Source organism: Devosia sp. (assembly GCF_028290625.1).
Taxonomy (GTDB): domain Bacteria; phylum Pseudomonadota; class Alphaproteobacteria; order Rhizobiales; family Devosiaceae; genus Devosia.
The window spans coordinates 77,084-93,294 of sequence record NZ_JAQGJM010000009.1 but is presented as its reverse complement, the minus strand read 5'-3'; the positions used below and the strand labels follow the sequence as shown (position 1 = coordinate 93,294).

The 16,211-nt window shown below is 62.6% G+C and carries 17 protein-coding genes; 4 read left to right on the top strand and 13 right to left on the bottom strand.

The annotated features are described in order from the left end of the window. Nucleotides 1-4 precede the first annotated feature (4 nt). On the bottom strand, nucleotides 5-382 hold the full coding sequence (locus JWR51_RS04125; RefSeq protein ID WP_299744049.1) for a carboxymuconolactone decarboxylase family protein: 378 nt from the start codon (nucleotides 380-382) through the stop codon (nucleotides 5-7). Between the two features lie 20 nt (nucleotides 383-402). Then, complete coding sequence (locus JWR51_RS04120; RefSeq protein WP_299744047.1) at nucleotides 403-747, bottom strand: MerR family transcriptional regulator; 345 nt, start codon at nucleotides 745-747, stop codon at nucleotides 403-405. 94 nt (nucleotides 748-841) lie between these two features. On the opposite strand from JWR51_RS04120, the gene JWR51_RS04115 reads away from it, so the two are divergent. Next, nucleotides 842-1,159 carry a heavy metal-binding domain-containing protein gene (locus JWR51_RS04115; protein WP_299722625.1) on the top strand — a complete coding sequence of 106 codons (318 nt, stop codon included), beginning with the start codon at nucleotides 842-844 and terminating at the stop codon, nucleotides 1,157-1,159. Here JWR51_RS04115 and JWR51_RS04110 read toward each other — a convergent pair. After that, nucleotides 1,149-1,451 carry a putative quinol monooxygenase gene (locus JWR51_RS04110; RefSeq protein ID WP_299744045.1) on the bottom strand — a complete coding sequence of 101 codons (303 nt, stop codon included), beginning with the start codon at nucleotides 1,449-1,451 and terminating at the stop codon, nucleotides 1,149-1,151. The two genes, JWR51_RS04115 and JWR51_RS04110, sit on opposite strands and share 11 nt — an antisense overlap. A gap of 57 nt (nucleotides 1,452-1,508) precedes the next feature. Between JWR51_RS04110 and JWR51_RS04105 the strand changes: the two genes are divergently transcribed. Beyond that, the gene (locus tag JWR51_RS04105; RefSeq protein ID WP_299744042.1) at nucleotides 1,509-2,378 is read left to right on the top strand and encodes a 50S ribosomal protein L11 methyltransferase; all 870 of its coding nucleotides are present in this window, start codon (nucleotides 1,509-1,511) and stop codon (nucleotides 2,376-2,378) included. 234 nt (nucleotides 2,379-2,612) lie between these two features. Here the strand turns inward: JWR51_RS04105 and JWR51_RS04100 are convergent, their stop codons facing one another. Then, nucleotides 2,613-2,744, bottom strand: coding sequence for a hypothetical protein (locus JWR51_RS04100; protein ID WP_263574796.1), 132 nt, complete (start codon nucleotides 2,742-2,744; stop codon nucleotides 2,613-2,615). Nucleotides 2,745-2,961: 217 nt separating this feature from the next. Here JWR51_RS04100 and JWR51_RS04095 point away from each other — a divergent pair, with 217 nt between their 5' ends. Further along, the gene (locus JWR51_RS04095) at nucleotides 2,962-4,785 is read left to right on the top strand and encodes an aminopeptidase P family protein (protein WP_299744039.1); all 1,824 of its coding nucleotides are present in this window, start codon (nucleotides 2,962-2,964) and stop codon (nucleotides 4,783-4,785) included. On the opposite strand, the gene JWR51_RS04090 is transcribed toward JWR51_RS04095, so the two are convergent. The 8 genes from JWR51_RS04090 to ftsZ form a co-directional block, all read right to left on the bottom strand. Then, nucleotides 4,782-5,273 (bottom strand): hypothetical protein, encoded by a 492-nt coding sequence (locus JWR51_RS04090; protein ID WP_299744036.1) that lies wholly within the window; start codon nucleotides 5,271-5,273, stop codon nucleotides 4,782-4,784. The two genes, JWR51_RS04095 and JWR51_RS04090, sit on opposite strands and share 4 nt — an antisense overlap. A 107-nt stretch (nucleotides 5,274-5,380) precedes the next feature. Next, nucleotides 5,381-5,845 carry a DUF3828 domain-containing protein gene (locus tag JWR51_RS04085; protein WP_299744034.1) on the bottom strand — a complete coding sequence of 155 codons (465 nt, stop codon included), beginning with the start codon at nucleotides 5,843-5,845 and terminating at the stop codon, nucleotides 5,381-5,383. 64 nt (nucleotides 5,846-5,909) lie between these two features. Then, nucleotides 5,910-7,202: a hypothetical protein gene (locus tag JWR51_RS04080; RefSeq protein WP_299744031.1), complete on the bottom strand. Its 1,293-nt coding sequence runs from the start codon at nucleotides 7,200-7,202 to the stop codon at nucleotides 5,910-5,912. Nucleotides 7,203-7,229: 27 nt separating this feature from the next. After that, a complete protein-coding gene (gene ligA, locus JWR51_RS04075; protein WP_299744474.1) occupies nucleotides 7,230-9,440 on the bottom strand; it encodes an NAD-dependent DNA ligase LigA in 2,211 nt (736 codons plus the stop codon). Nucleotides 9,441-9,612: 172 nt separating this feature from the next. Next, nucleotides 9,613-11,283, bottom strand: coding sequence for a DNA repair protein RecN (gene recN / locus JWR51_RS04070; protein WP_299744029.1), 1,671 nt, complete (start codon nucleotides 11,281-11,283; stop codon nucleotides 9,613-9,615). Nucleotides 11,284-11,434: 151 nt separating this feature from the next. Next, nucleotides 11,435-12,280 carry an outer membrane protein assembly factor BamD gene (locus tag JWR51_RS04065; protein ID WP_299744026.1) on the bottom strand — a complete coding sequence of 282 codons (846 nt, stop codon included), beginning with the start codon at nucleotides 12,278-12,280 and terminating at the stop codon, nucleotides 11,435-11,437. Nucleotides 12,281-12,367: 87 nt separating this feature from the next. Beyond that, nucleotides 12,368-13,324 (bottom strand): UDP-3-O-acyl-N-acetylglucosamine deacetylase, encoded by a 957-nt coding sequence (gene lpxC / locus JWR51_RS04060; RefSeq protein WP_299744024.1) that lies wholly within the window; start codon nucleotides 13,322-13,324, stop codon nucleotides 12,368-12,370. A 110-nt stretch (nucleotides 13,325-13,434) separates the two neighbouring features. Continuing rightward, a complete protein-coding gene (gene ftsZ, locus JWR51_RS04055; protein WP_299744021.1) occupies nucleotides 13,435-15,093 on the bottom strand; it encodes a cell division protein FtsZ in 1,659 nt (552 codons plus the stop codon). A 257-nt stretch (nucleotides 15,094-15,350) separates the two neighbouring features. On the opposite strand from ftsZ, the gene JWR51_RS04050 reads away from it, so the two are divergent. After that, complete coding sequence (locus JWR51_RS04050; protein WP_299744018.1) at nucleotides 15,351-15,812, top strand: VOC family protein; 462 nt, start codon at nucleotides 15,351-15,353, stop codon at nucleotides 15,810-15,812. Here JWR51_RS04050 and JWR51_RS04045 read toward each other — a convergent pair. Further along, entirely contained in the window at nucleotides 15,797-16,120 is a 324-nt protein-coding gene (locus JWR51_RS04045; protein ID WP_299744015.1) for an antibiotic biosynthesis monooxygenase family protein, read from the bottom strand. The genes JWR51_RS04050 and JWR51_RS04045 overlap by 16 nt on opposite strands. Nucleotides 16,121-16,211 lie beyond the last annotated feature (91 nt).

The following is a 16,211-nucleotide window of genomic DNA, read 5'->3' as shown; positions in this document are numbered from 1 at the left end:
TTGATTACTCCGCGAACACTTCCTTGGCCGCAAACAGCCCATTGAGCGCGGCCGGGAACCCCGCATAGACGGCCATTTGCATGATCGTTTCAACGATCTCGTCGCGGCTCAGCCCGACATTGAGCCCAGCCTGAATATGGACTTTCAATTGCGGCTGCGCATTGCCCATCGCGGTCAGTGCAGCGATGGTGGCGACCTCCCGCGACCGCAAATCGAGGCCCGGTCGCGAATAGATATCCCCAAACGGAAACTCGACGATGTAGCGGGCAAAGTCCGGCGCGATATCGGCCAGCGAGGCGACCACGGCTTCGCCGCCCCGGCCATCAATCTCGATGAGTTTGCGCGTGCCGCGTTCAAAGCGGCTTTCGGATATTTCGGACATGCAGTGCCTTTCAGTTCTGATCAATCGTCATAGCCGGCGATCTTGGCGTCGAGCACTTCAAGGCAGGCAATCAGCTCCTCGACATGTTGCCGCACTGCATCGCGATGCTCGGTGAGCAGAGCTTTGCGTTCGGCATTTGAGGATGGCCCAGCGGCACGCAGTTCGGCATAGCGCAGCATCTGCCGGATCGGCATGCCTGTCGTCTTGAGCCGCCCAACAAATTCGATCCAGTTGAGCGCACGCTCGTCATAATGCCGATGCGTCGCGCCATCGCGCGGCGCCGGCGGCATCAATCCAATGCGCTCATAATAGCGGATAGTGTGGGCCGACAGACCCGTCCGCACCGCCAATTCGCTGATCTTCATGGCTGCCTTCTCGTCTCGATTTACCTCTGCTACAACTTCGAGCGCACTCTAAGTCAATAGACAAAACGAGCGGCTCGAACCCAATCAGGACCTTATGATCATCACCACCACGCCGACCGTCGAAGGCCGCCCGATCCGCGACTATCTTGGCATCGTCACCGGCGAAGTCATCGTCGGCGCCAATATCTTCAAGGACCTGTTCGCGGGCATCCGCGACATCGTCGGCGGCCGCGCCGGCGCCTATGAATCCACCCTGCGCGATGCCCGCCTCCAAGCCTTCCGCGAACTGGAAGAGGAAGCCCGGAGCCGCGGCGCCGACGCAGTGGTCGCCATCGATATCGACTACGAAGTCGTCGGCCAGGGCGGCTCCATGCTGATGGTCTCGGTCTCAGGGACTGCGGTCAAACTCTAGCCGGCAGTCCGATCCCGCCCAGCGGCTCAGTCTCAAACCGCTCGCCGAAACCCGCAATGATTGGACGCGCCATGGCGATCATTGCCTGCACATGTGGCAGTTGCAGCGAAGCCTGGTGTTTCTCGCTGTCGGTCCACACCTCCGTAATCCAGATGCCATCCTCCGAGGCGGGGTCGCGCGCGACGATATAGCTGAGGCAACCCGGCATGGTGTCGTTGTTGTCGAGCAGGATCGCCAGAAGGTCCTCGCGCTTGCCCGACGCTGCCAGCATTTTCCCGATCAGGCCATACATGGTATTTTCCCCTTCAACCCTTTATGAGCACAGACGACCTCAATACCGGAACCGCCCATGCCCGTCGATCAGCTCTCCGCCCCGCTCACCAAGGACCAGGCCTATGCGCTGGTCGACGCCGTCATGGAGCGCGACGATCTGGCGCTGACCGCCTCGGCGCATGAGAATGAAGCGACCGGCGAATGGTTCTTCGAGGCCGCCTGCGACAGTCCGCCGGACCTGGACGCCTTTGTCGAATTGGCCCGCCAAACCCTCGGCGGTATCGTCGAGTTTTCCGTCGCGCCGCTCGATCCCGAGATTAATTGGGTCGCCAAATCGCTCGAAGGCCTGCCCCCGGTGATCGCCGGTGGCTTTTATGTCTATGGCAGCCACGAAACCGGCCCGATCCCCTCCGGCCTTACCGCCATGCGGATCGACGCCGCCCAGGCCTTCGGCACCGGCCATCACGAAACCACCACCGGGTGCCTCGAAGCCATCGATCGCCTGCTCAAGCGCAAGAAGCCGCGCACCATGATCGATGTGGGCACCGGCACCGGCGTGCTCGCCATCGCGCTGGCCAAGCGCCTGCACACGCCGGTTATTGCCAGCGACATCGACCCGATCTCGGTCAAGACCACCGTCGACAACGCCGCCCAGAATGGCGTCGGCAAATTCATCATTCCCATCGAAGCCACCGGCCTCAACCACCGCACCATCGCGCAGAATGCGCCCTATGACCTGGTGGTCGCCAACATCCTGGCCGGCCCGCTGACCGCCCTCGCCCCGGCCATGGGCCGCATCGTCGAGCGCGGCGCCAGCATCATTCTCTCGGGCATTCTCGAGCGCCAGGCACCGGGCGTCATCTCCGCCTACGCGCTGCAAGGCATGGTGCTGACGCAAAAACTCCAGCGCAAGGACTGGACCACGCTCATGCTGGAAAAGCGCTGATCCCTTCGCGTGAGGAGGGCACCGCGGATACGTTGAGATTTGGGTCAGGCCGAGTCGAGAACGGCGGTTCTCGAGAACCGGAGCGGAGCGTACGTTGGTACGTGAGCACCGGAAGCGCAGAGAACTGCCGTTCGCAGGCCGGCATTACCCAAATATCGGCGTATCCGGAAAAGCAAAATCCCCGAAGCAAGCTCCGGGGATCATCAGATCGTCAGCAGTAAACTGCAGCGGCCGTTATGGGCGCTTTGTGAATGCGCCGATCAGCTGGTGCTGCATGCGATAGCTGACCTGGCGGCTCGATTCACGGCCACGGGCGTCGATAACGGAACCCAGGGCCTTGCGGAAATCGTTCTTGCTCTCAGTCATTTCAGTCTCCATGCGCGTTGTCGGTTGTCTGTTGCCCCCGACACGATCTATTTAGGGTAGCGCGAAACCTTTGGTTAGCCCTCGCCCCACACAGCAGCCATGCCGGCGGCGCAAACCCCGTTACCGCTTCATTAATTTGCCGTTCAGACTGGCGTTCGCCCGCGCCATGATTAAGATTGCGCCAAAAGCCGCCTACCCCGGCATCAGGACGCAAATAATGACCTCCCAGACCTTCGCCCCCACCGTTTTTCAGAGCTTTGAAGAAAAAGCCGATCCGAAAAACGTCGCCCCCCGGCTTGCCGCCCTGCGCGGCGAATTGACAAAGGCCGGGCTGGATGCCTTTTTGATTCCGCGCGCCGACGCCCATCGCGGCGAATCGGTGCCGCCCGGCGAAGCGCGCCTCGCCTACGTCACCGGCTTCACCGGCTCGGCAGGCATTGCCATTGTCGGCTCGAAAAAGGCCGGCCTGTTCGTCGATAGCCGCTATACGCTGCAGGCGCCCGCCCAGACCGACACCAACAAGATCACCGTTCACGAAGTCGGCCAGGGCAGCATCTCCGACGAAGTCGCGCTCTATGTGCCCAAGGGCGGTCGCATCGGCTTCGATCCCTGGCTGCATACGCCGGGAGAAATCCGTGACCTCGCCAACCGCCTCGGCAGCCGCGCGACGCTGGTCCCTAGCGAAAACCTGGTCGACCGCATCTGGCCCGATCGTCCGGCCCCGCCGGCTTCCACCATTGAACTGCTCGGCCACAACCGCGCCGGCAAGACTCCGGCCGACAAGCTGGCCGACCTGCAGGCCAGCCTCGCCAGTGACCAGGCCGACGCCGCCGTGCTCACCCTGCCCGAATCGATCAACTGGCTGCTCAATATTCGCGGCCGCGACGTGCCCAACACGCCCTTCGTGCTCGGCTATGCCATCGTGCCCAAATCCGGCCTGCCTACTTTGTTTCTCGATGGCGGCCGTATCACCCCGGAGTTGACCCGCACGCTCGACGGTATCGCCAAACTGGCCAAAACGAACACGCTGGCCGCCGCCCTCGCCCGTCTCGGCAAAGGCGCCAAGGCTGTGCTGATCGATCCTGCCTCCGCACCCGAAGCCGTTGCCGCTACTTTGCGCATGGCCGGTGCCAAGCTGATCGAAAAGCGCGATCCGGTACTGCTGCCCAAATCGCGCAAGAACGATGCCGAACTGGCCGGCATGCGCGAGGCCCACAAGCTCGATGGCGTCGCCCTCGCCAAATTCCTCGCCTGGTTCGATGACAACGCCCCTTCGGGCACGCTCACCGAAATCGGCATCGTCACCGCGCTCGAAGCCTTCCGCCGCGAGGAGGAAACCTGCGTCGATGCCAGCTTCGACACCATTTCGGGCGCCGGCGCCAATGGCGCCATCGTCCATTACCGCGTCACCACCAAGACCAACCGTACCCTGGCGGCTGGCGAAATCATGCTGCTCGATTCTGGCGCACAATACCTCGCCGGCACCACCGACATCACCCGCACCATGTCGACTGGCTCATCGACGCCCGAACAGCGCGACCGCTTCACCCGCGTACTCAAGGGCATGATCGCCATTTCGACTGCGCGCTTTCCCAAGGGCACTTCGGGGGCGCAGATCGACGTACTCGCCCGCCAATTCCTCTGGCAGGCCGGCGTCACCTACAATCATGGCACCGGCCACGGCGTCGGCGCGTTCCTCTCGGTGCATGAAGGCCCCACGGGCATCGCCCCGCGCTATACCCTGCCGCTCGAAGCCGGCAGCGTGCTCTCCAACGAGCCCGGCTATTACAAGATCGGCGAATACGGCATCCGCATCGAAAACCTGATCGTCATCCACGACAGCTCCGTCGCACCCGGCTATCTCGATTTTGAAACCCTGACCCTGGCGCCGATCGACACCCGCCTGATCGACAAGTCCCTACTGACCGATGCCGAGCGCGACTGGCTCAATGCCTACCACCAGCGCGTGCTCAAGGAGATCGGCCCGCTGGTGAAAGGCAAGGTCAAGGACTGGCTGAAGCAGGCGACAGCCGCGATCTAATACGAATGCGGATCGTAGGTGAGAATCGATGAAAGCATCCAGTGGTCTTCCGAACCGACCGCGCTGATGTCATCGACCTTCCAGCCGCCATCCTCTTTGACCAGCGCGATGCTGAGCAGCCGTGGCTGGTCGAAATTATGGTAGCTGACATTAATCACCGAGCGATCCGCCAGCGTCGTCGGCTCGCCGATCGCCAGGTCGAACAGCAGCGCACTGGCATCGGGCATGAAGGGATTGAACGGCGCGGTCGCCGGCACGGCTTCACCCTGCATCAGGGCGTCGCTCTCGGCGATTTTCTCGTCCAAGTGCTCGGCTACCAATGCGGTCAGCCGCTTGGAATAGAACTGCGCCGGATCGCCGGCCGGCTGGCCCGGCTGATAGGCACTATAGATGGCGCTGACCAGCGCCTTGGGATCGTCATAAGTGTCGGCCGCGCGGCTCGCCCCGACAGACGCCACTATCATCACTACCGCCAGAATCGCCCGCATGAACTGCCCTCGCTATGCACATCACGGTGCTAGCGAAGGCGCGCGGCATAACTGTGGTGGACGCAAGGCGGGACTACGGTGGTTAAATTACCTCTTGGTAATCACCCTCAATCGGTATGCGCCAGCGCGAAAATCTCGCTCAACCGGTATTCGTTGCCGGGGGTCGTGGACGCGACGTCGTCGATCTTCCAGCCGCCGTCTTCCTTGATCAGATCGTAGCTTAGCGTCCGCTCGTCGCCAAAATTCTTGAATGTCACGTCGGCTGATGCGTAATCGCCGGCAATTCCGGCAGCGCCGATTTGCAGGTCGGTAATTTCCCAGTCCTGCCCGTCGATGAACGGATCGAAGTCCAGCGCGCCCATGTCACCATCCGGTGTCGCTTCGGCGTCGGCGTCATAGAGCGCCTGCAGCCCGCTCGAGCGGAACTCGCCCTCGTCGCTGAAATCCGCGTCTGGGGCGAGATAGCGCGCATAAAACGCCTGCAATAGCGCGTCGGGAGTATCGTAGGGCTGTGCAGCCACAATCCCGGTGAACGCCAGGACGAAGCCGGCGGCGAGAACGGCAAGACGCATGGAAGTCCTCCATAGTGACGCGTGAACGCCGGCGCGGCCCGAAGGCAGCACCGGCGCAAAAGTTCTAGTTGAACCAGAAGGCGTAGCCCAGCCATTGATCGCCGAACACCTTGTTGGCCTCGGCAAAACTTTCGGCGCTCGCCACCGGACCATCCTTGAGGAAGGGCATGGCGCCCAGACCGGTCAGGATCATCACGAAATCGGTCTCGGTCGCCGTTTCGAAATAGGCTTTGAGATCAAAGCCCTGCTTGAAGCGCCAATGCGGCACTAGCAGTTCCCCGTTGAGAATCTGGTCGGCCGTATCCAGCGTCGCCATCCAGGCCTTGACCGTCGCCTCATCCACCTTGGCGTCCTTGCTCAGCGGCGTCTGGCTGGGCGACGGCACCAGTTCATGGTCGTCATCGGTCTCGGCCAGGATCGCGTCCCAGTTCTTGCGCGACAGAGCCGTGATCGACAGCAGCCGATCCCGCACGCCGGCCAACCGCGCCTTATCGATCACCGGGAAATCCAGCGTGTGGATTGCCGCGACAATGTCGGCGATCGACGCATCGGTGGTCGGGTCCATCGCCAGCGTACCATTGCTTGCGTCCTGCATCGGCAGGCCGGACTTGGGGAAGAGGCGATGGAAATAGGCATCCACCAGGCCGTGGAAGTCATGCGCGAGGAGAAAATCGGCATGCGCCGCAACCACCTGGGTATAGCCCGCGAACCAGATCGCATCGGCCCGATCGAAGCCGATCTCGAATTTCTGCTCGACCGGCGTCTCCCCGCCCTTCTTCTTGCCGCTTGGCGGCGGCCCGTCCGGATAGGGAATATCGGCCCAGCCGAACGCCGGCCCCAGCAGATCTCCCAGCGTTTCGCCCGGCTCCGCGGTGCCGTCGCCATTCGCATCGAAGCGGAATTTCAGCGGCTCCAGCGCCACCACGTAGTCGCCATTCTCACCTGCCGCCTCGAACAGGGCCTTGCCCGCGTCCATACTGGTGACCAGGTCCTGCAACAGCGTGCGAAACTTCTCATAGGTGATCGGCTCAGGATTGGGATTGGCTGGCACGCCCTGCCCGCTGGGGCCAATCATGCCGAGCACGCCCAACACGCCGGTATCCGGCAGCGTCGCACCATATTTGTAGAGGTCTTGCGATACGCCCTGCAGCCCATCGACGAAGGTCAGCATGCCGGCGGCGAACTTGGCCTCCGGGTCACCCGCCTCGGCTAGCGGGGTCACCGCGGCCAGTCCCTCCGCAATCGTGCCCTCGTAAAGGTGGGTGCGCAGCAGGTCGCCCGCCTCTCCCGCTTGCGTCAATCCAGGCAACATCAGTGATGCGGCGGCCAGTCCGGCCGCCCAAAGCTTCAAGCCCATCATTTCTCCCTGCGGCCCCTCGGCCGGCTATTTGGCGATCAACGCGAACCAATCGTCCTCGCTGATCACCTGCACGCCCAGGTCTTCGGCTTTCTTGAGCTTCGAGCCGGCTCCTGGTCCCGCCACCAGGATATCCGTCTGCGCAGAAACCGACCCCGCGACCTTGGCGCCATGCCGCTCGGCCATAGCCTTGGCTTCAGATCGTGTCATTTTTTCGAGGGACCCGGTGAATACCACCGTTTTGCCCGCCACCACGCTGTCGGCCGAAACGCTGAGCACGTAGGCCTTAGGATGCACCTGCCTCAGCAGCGCTTCGATGACATCGTCATTGCGCTGGTTGCCGAAGAAATCGATCAGCGCCTCGATCACCGTATCGCCGATGCCGTCGACATCGGGAAACACGCTGTGAGGGTCATCGGCATGGGCCGCCGTTTCCTTGCCGACCCGGATCAGCTCCTCCATGGTCGAGAACGTCCGCGCCAGCACCGCCGCCGTGGTCTCGCCGATATGGCGGATGCCCAGCGCGAAGATGAAACGGTCCAGCTCCGGCTCGCGCCGCGCATCGATGGCGTTGAACAGCTTCTCCAATCCGTCGTAATTGCGATCCTCGACCCCGCGGACGTTCTTGCGCGCCTTGCCGGAGGTTTCCTCGCGCAATTTCGCCTGCGCCTCGCGCCGGGCACCGAGCGCAGCCTGCACGTCGGCACGCCGGTCCTTGAGCGTGAAGATGTCCGCCGCCGTCTTGATCAGCCCGGCATTGAAGAACAGGTCGATATTCTCGGCGCCCAGCCCTTCTATATCCATGGCACCACGCGACACGAAGTGGCGCAGCCGCTCCACCGCTTGGGCGGCGCAAACCAGTTCGCCCGTGCAGCGCCGCCGCGAATCTTCCTTGCCGGTCTTGGGATTGATCTCGCGCGTTGCCGGTGATTTGCAGATTGGGCACTCATGCGGAAACTCATACGGCACCGCTTCTGCTGGCCGCTTCTCCAACACGACGCGCACGATCTGCGGAATAACGTCGCCGGCCCGCTGGATCACTACCGTGTCGCCAATCCGCACGTCGATTGGCTCCTCGCCGCGGATCGGCCGCCCGGTGCTGTCTATACCCTTGATATAGTCCTCGTTATGCAGCGTGACGTTCTCGACCACCACACCGCCCACTGTAACTGGCGCAAGCCGTGCCACGGGCGCCAGCGTGCCGGTCCGGCCCACCTGGATATCGATGCGCTTGACCACGGTCGTGGCCTGCTCGGCCGGGAATTTGTGCGCAATCGCCCAGCGCGGCTCGCCGGTCACGAAACCCCAGCGCTGCTGCAGGTCGAGCCGGTCGACCTTGTAGACCACCCCGTCGATATCGTAGCCAAGCGACGAGCGCTGCGCCTCGATCAGCCGATACTGCGCCACCAGTTCCTCGACCGATTTGGCGCGCACCATCAGGGGGCTGACCTTGAAACCCCAATCGGCGAACTTCTGCACGGCATCGTATTGCGTGTCGGCCGGATCGGCGCTGGTCTGCCCCCACGCATAGGCGAAGAACCGCAGATTGCGGCTGGCCGTCACCGAAGCATCCTTCTGGCGCAGCGAGCCCGCTGCAGTATTGCGCGGATTGACATAGTCCTGCCCGCCCGCTGCCGCTGACCGCGCCTTGAGCGCCTGGAACTCCGCATAGGTCATATAGACCTCGCCGCGAATTTCGATGCTGTCGGGCCAGCCGGTGCCCAAAAGCTTGGGCGGGATATCGGCAATGGTCTTCAGGTTTGCGGTGATGTCCTCTCCCACTGCCCCATCGCCGCGCGTTGCCCCTTGCACAAACACGCCGTTTTCGTAGCGCAAGGAGGCGGACAGGCCATCGATTTTGGGCTCGGCCGTGAAGACCAGCTCCAGATCCTTGTCCCGCTCAAAGAACCGATGCCCGCGCTGGATGAAATCGACCACGTCCTGGTCGGTATAGGCCTTGGCAAGGCTCAGCATCGGCACCGCGTGCCGCACCTTGGCAAAGCCCTCGGCCGGCGGCGCCCCGACTGCGAGCGACGGACTGTCTACCCGCACCAGACCCGGAAACGCCTCCTCGATCGCATCATTGCGCCGCCGCATCGCGTCATAGTCGGCGTCGGTTATCTCAGGCGCATCATTCTGGTGATAGGCGATATCGGCATCACCAATGGCCGCTGCCAACCGCGCCAGTTCGGCCTCAGCCTCGGCTTCGGTGAGTTCATCAACGGGTTTGCTGGGCAGATCGGTCATTACAGCACTCGCTACGTGTCCTTCCTCCCTTCTCCCCTTGCGGGAGAAGGTGGCGCGTAGCGCCGGATGAGGGGTCTGCGATCGTTGGCTCAAGGCGCAGACTGAAGCAACCCCTCACCCGCCCTTCGGCCACCCTCTCCCACAAGGGGAGAGGGAAAGAGCGTCAATGCACTTCGCTCAACAGCTTACTCGCCGCCGCGCGCGCCTCTTCCGTCACCACCGCCCCGGCCAGCATGCGCGCGACTTCCTCGCGTCGGGCCGGCTTGTCGAGCGGCTTGACGTGGGTGCGCACGAAAGCCCCCTCCTCGACCGCCTGTTTCTCGATCAGCAGATGCCGCTGCGCCCGGGCAGCCACTTGGGGCGCATGGGTAACGGCAAGCACCTGCACCTTGCCGGCCAGCCGCGCGAGGCGTCGCCCGATGGCATCGGCCACGGCGCCACCAACCCCGGTGTCGATTTCGTCGAAAATCAGCACCGGCGCCGAACCGCGATCGGCTAGCACCACCTTGAGCGCCAACAGGAACCGGCTCAGTTCGCCGCCCGATGCCACCTTGAGCAACGGCCCAGCCATGGTCCCTGGATTGGTCTGCACGTGGAATGCGATCTGATCGAAACCACTGGCCGCGATCCGGCTCTTGTCGATCTGGTGATCCACAATGAACTTGGCCGCACCCAGTTTCAGATCCGGCAGTTCCGCGCCGACCGCTTCCCCCAGAGCCGAAGCCGCCTTGGCGCGCCCGGCGCTCAGCGTGCCCGCGAGCGCCGAATAGTCCGCCAGCGCCTTGGCCGCCGCGTGCTTGAGCGCTGCCAGCTTTGTTTCGCCGCTCTGCAGCGTCTCCAGATCACCAGCGTATTTCTGCAGGATTGCCGGCAATTCGTCGCACACCGTCTGGTGCTTGCGTGCCGCCGCGCGCAGAGCGAACAGCCGCTCCTCGACATTCTCGAGCTCGGACGGATCGTAGGCCATTTCGCGCTTGAGCGCTTCCAGCGTATCCGAGGTGTGATCCAGTGCGATCAATGACGCGTCCAGCGCATCGACGATCGGTTGAAACAGCGTCGCCCCGCTGTCGATCTTGCGTAGCAGCCGCCGCATCAGGCTCGACAACGCCGGTGCGGGTGCCGCAGGCCCGTTGAGGATATCGTCGGTTTCCTTGACGTCGGAGGCGGAGCGCTCGATCTGCTGCAAGTGCTGGCGCCGCTCTGCCAGTTCCTCCTCCTCGCCAACTTTCGCACCAAGCTTGGACAGCTCTTCCACCGCGTGGCGCGCATAATCTTCTTGCGCCAGCGCCTCGACCACCAAGGCCTTCTGCGCAGTGACAGCATCCTGCGCATCGGTGAGTGCGGACCACGCTTCGCGCACCGCAGCCGCCTGTCCTTCGAGTACGCCGAACGTATCCAGCGAGGAGCGGTGCGTGGCCGCGTCGACCAGCGCCCGGTCGTCATGCTGGCCGTGAATTTCGACGATCTGGCTGCCGACGCGCTGCAGCAACGCGGCCGACACCGGCTGGTCGTTGATGAAAGCCCGCGTCCGCCCATCGGGATATTGCACCCGCCGCAGGATCACGTCCTCGTCGTCGGGGATGGCGTTGTCGCGAAGCGCCGCGCGCGCCGGATGATCCTTGGCCAGTTGCAGCACTGCCACGACCTGGCCGCTATCGCAGCCCGCCCGCACCAGCGAGGCGTCGCCGCGCCCGCCCAGTGCCAGCGTCAACGCATCGAGCAGGATCGACTTGCCGGCGCCGGTCTCGCCGGTCAGCACGGTCATGCCACCATCCAGCGCCAGGTCGAGCTGGTCGATCAGGACAATATTGCGAACCGAAAGCGTGTTGAGCATGGCGTGACTGTTCCCGAACTCTCACCTGGCGCTTGCATCCAAGGCGCCCTGCCCACCCGCGTTGTCCCAGCCAGAATCGAGGCCGCAAAAACGAACGGGGCGCGCCAGCAAGCTAGCGCACCCCGGAACAAACAAGCAACAGAATTATGGATTACTTCTTGAAACCAGCCAGCCAGCTGCCGTCATTCATCGCCGGCGCCAGCCCCTGCTTGCCCAGCAGATCGAACGCTTCCTTGTACCAGTCGCTCGACGGATAGTTGTGGCCCAGCACTGCCGCAGCGGTCTTGGCCTCGTTGGTCAGGCCCAGCAGCAGGTAGCCCTCGGTCAGGCGATACAGCGCTTCCTCGATGTGAGTCGAGGTCTGCCACTGCTCCACCACGACGCGGAAACGGTTGATGGCGGCGGTGTATTGGCCATTGCCGAGATAGTACCGGCCCACCGACATTTCCTTGCCGGCCAACTGGTCATAGGCAACCAGCAGCTTTTCCTTGGCGTCGTCGGCATATTCGGACTTCGGATAGTTCGAAATCAGCAGGTTATAGGTATCGATCGAATCACGCGACAATTGCTGGTCGCGGGTGATGTCCTTGATCTGGCCGAAATACGACGTGGCCTTGAGATAAAGCACGTAGGGCACGTCCTTGCCGGACGGATAAACCGCCAGGAACCGGTCGGCCGCCAGAATCGCTTCCGGATATTCGCCGATGCGATAGTTCGCATAGACTTCCATCAGCTTGGCCTTTTCGGTGATCGGATCGCGCGGATGCTGGCGTTCGAGACGCTTGAGCGTGTCGATCGCCGTCATATAGCGCTGCTTGTCCATGTTATCGAGCGCGCTCTGATACAAAGCCGCGGCCGGGATGATCGGCTCTTCCTTGATCTTGGGCGGGCCGAAAAGGTTGAACCCCGAGCAGCCAGCCAGCGCCAGGACCAGCAGCCCCATCGTCAGAAACCGGGCGGCCCGGCTGGTGTAACCACCAATTGCATCAACTGTCACGAACTGCCCCGTCCTCATAAGAACCGCATAAGGGCTGCGGCCTAAAGTTCAATTGGATCAAAACTGTGGCCGCGCCATGACGGCCGGTCAGCCCACCGACCGCAGATAGTGACGGATCTCCAGACCTTCCGGCTGGTCGTCGAAACTATCGAACTCCAGCGGCAGGTCCTCGGCGTTCACTATTTCATAGTTGGCATCGCTGGAGAAGAGACCGCTGAGGACATGGGCATTGAGGGCGTGCCCGCCCTTGTAGGAGCGGAATCGGCCCCAGATCGGCAGCCCGCCCAGCGACAGATCGCCGATCGCATCGAGCAGCTTGTGGCGCACGAATTCGTCCTCATAGCGCAACCCGCCCGGATTGAGGATGCGGTCCTCATGCACGGTGATGGAATTGTCGAGGCTGGAGCCCAGCGCATAGCCGGCCTGGCGCAGGGCCTTGGCGTCGCGCACGAAGCCGAAAGTGCGGGCGCTGGAAACATCGTCGTAATAGCGGCGCGGCGTCCAGTCGAAGATCATGCGCTGGCGGCCAATGACCTTGGAGTCGAAATCGATCTCAAGGTCCAGCGCGCGCCCGTTATAGGGCTCAAGCGCCGCAAAGGCGTCGTTGTTGCGCACTGTGACGGCGCGCATGATCTTGAGGAATTTGCGTTGCGCCGGCTGGATTTCGAGGCCCACATGCAGGATGGCTTCGGCAAATGGTCGCGCGCTACCATCGAGAATGGGGCATTCCCCGCCGTCGACGGTGATCAGGGCATTGTCCACGCCCATGCCAGAGAGCGCCGAGGTCACGTGCTCAATGGTGGCGACCGATACGCTGTCGCCAAGGTCAAGCGTGGTGCACAGCGTGGTGCGGGTGATCCGGGAAAAATGGACAGCGACCGGGGCGGTTCTGCGGCCCTCGCCCAGATCACGGCTGATCAGATAGCCGCTGTCAGTGGGGGCGGGGCTAAGCGTCAGGGTTACCGGCTGCCCACTATGAACGCCGTATCCGGCAAAGCTAATCGCGGCAGCAAGGGTGCGCTGGCGCGTTGTCATATTCTGCATACTCGAAAGAACTCCGGCCCAGCCCAGTTTGCGCGACGAAAGTGTTATCCAAAAAAAACTCGGTGCGGAAGCCGCACCGAGCAATGTTTCAACGTTTGGGATAGCAGCCCTTAACCGTGCTTACGCAGGAAAGCGGGGATTTCGAGGTGGTCTTTTTGTGGTGCGGGTGCCGGCTGGCGACCCTGCGCATCAAGCCCGCCCGCAGCCCCATCAACCGGGGGCCGAACCTGCGAACCCCTTACGCTGCTTGCTTCAATTGCACTGCGCGCTGCTGCGTCGTCGGCGCTGGAGTAGCTGGTTTCGTCCTTCGCCGCGGCCTGCTGGCCCAGATTGAGACCAACATTTGAGGCCAGACGCTTGAACAAAGCACGAGCATTGCGCGGCTCGACCTCCTGACGTTCCTGCGCTTCCTGTGACCGGCGCGCAACAATCGGCAGCTCCTCGGTACGCGGCATCCGACGCTGACCTTCGGGGCGAGCGGCATTGGAGGGCACATAAACGCTTGGCACCGGCTGTTCTTCGACCTGAGCGATCTCTTCGTGCTCGTAATTCGAATCAACGGCAGGAATGTAGGGCTCGACGAACACGCCGTCGTCCTCATGGCCATAGCTGGAGGCCTGCGCCGGCTGCTCGAACGCGAAGGCCTCGGCAACCGCCGCTTCCACCTGATGTTCGATTTCCAGCGGTGTCGTCATCGCGGCGCGTTCCATGGCGACGCGGGTCGGTTCCACCGGAACGTGGCGCTTGACCGAAAGCGGCGTGCGCGAGGCATGCGGCTTGGCCGGCTCCAGCGCCTGCACCATGGCGGCGTCGGTACCCGTGGCCACGACAGACACGCGGATCGTGCCGGTCAGGCTTGGGTCATAGGTAGCGCCCAGGATGATATTGGCGTCGGCGTCGACTTCCTCGCGGATACGGCTGGCCGCTTCATCGACTTCATAAAGGGTCAGGTCGGGACCACCGGTGATCGAGATCAACAGGCCGCGTGCACCCTGCATCGACACGTCGTCGAGCAGCGGATTGGCAATGGCGGCTTCGGCAGCGTGGCGGGCACGATCTTCGCCCGATGCTTCGCCGGTACCCATCATCGCCTTGCCCATGCCGCGCATCACGGCGCGCACGTCGGCGAAGTCGAGGTTGATGAGGCCTTCCTTGACCATCAGGTCGGTGATGCAAGCGACGCCGGAGAACAGCACCTGGTCGGCCATCGCGAAAGCGTCGGCAAAGGTGGTCTTCTCGTTGGCGACGCGGAACAGGTTCTGGTTCGGAATGACGATCAGCGTATCGACGTGGCGATGCAGTTCATCGATGCCATCTTCGGCCAGACGAGCGCGGCGATTGCCTTCGAAGTTGAACGGCTTGGTGACCACGCCAACCGTCAGGATGCCCTGCTCGCGAGCCGCGCGGGCCACGACAGGTGCTGCGCCCGTACCCGTGCCGCCGCCCATGCCCGCGGTGATGAACACCATATGCGAGCCGCTGAGGTGATCGTTGATCTCGTCCCAGCTCTCCTCTGCCGCCGCGCGACCCACTTCAGGATGCGAGCCGGCGCCCAGGCCTTCGGTAACACCGACACCGAGCTGAATGATCCGCGGCGCCTTGCTCAGGGCCAGTGCCTGCGCGTCCGTATTGGCGACAACGAAGTCGACGCCTTCGAGGCCGGACTCGATCATGTTGTTGACGGCGTTGCCGCCAGCACCACCGCACCCGAATACGGTAATGCGGGGCTTGAGTTCCTGAATATCCGGAATCGTCAGGTTGATGGTCATGGAGGGCCTCATAGTGGCGTGGTTGGTAAAGATTTACCCCGCTATTCGTTAACTCCAGCCTAACAATTGTCCCTCAGGCGTTAACGTGACCGCAATTTGCGACACAAGGAAACGTTTCGCTTACCCTGCGTTAACCATGACACACCCCAAACGGCCGAAAATATGGGTTGACGGTCGTCGTCGCCCGGTACATAACCATATAGTCATATAACCAATTGGTTCTAAACGACGCAAACGCCCAACCCGAGGAGACGACTATGACCTCAATCAAGCCCTGCCTGTGGTTCGACGACCGTATCGATGAAGCCATCGAATTTTACACCAAGACCTTCAAGAACGCCAAGGTCACCAACATCAACCGCTCGGCGCCCGACAAGCCGGCCTTCACCGCCGAGTTCGAGCTTGAGGGCCAGAAGTTCATGGCGCTCAATGGCGGCCCTCAATTCAAGTTCAATGAGTCCGTCTCGTTCTTCGTCACCTGTGCCGACCAGGCGGAGGTGGACTACTTCTGGAGCACCATGACCGCCGATGGCGGCGAGGAAAGCATGTGCGGCTGGCTCAAGGACAAGTTCGGCCTGTCCTGGCAGATCGTGCCCAAGCAATTGTTTGAAACCCTCGGCGGTTCCGACGCCGCCGGCCGCGACCGCGCCATGCAGGCAATGCTGAAAATGCACAAGCTCGTCGTCGCCGACCTGCAGAAGGCCTACGCGGGCGCCTGAATGGCATAGGCTACCGCATATTGACCCGGCTCGACGCGGCCGAGCTGGGTATTGCGCTGGATCAACCCCTTCGCCATCAGGTGCCGCGTGACCGCCTGCGCCGCTTCATGGCTCTCAAACTGCACGTAGTTGACCACCTTGGTCCCGTCGAAGCTCTTGTGAATGCTGGCCGAAATCCACCCCGGCACTGTGCTTGCCGCCTGTACCGTCTCGGTCAGCGCCTCCACCAGAGCCTGTTGGTTGGCAGGCGACACGGTGAACACGTTGATATGCGTAACCACGCCACTATCGGCTTCGATGACCGGCATTTTTACCTCCCGATTGGAGGCCTCACTTTATCTGCGCGGCCGAGGAAAACCACTGCTCGTCACCCCCGGATCAGCCCGAGGGTGACGATCT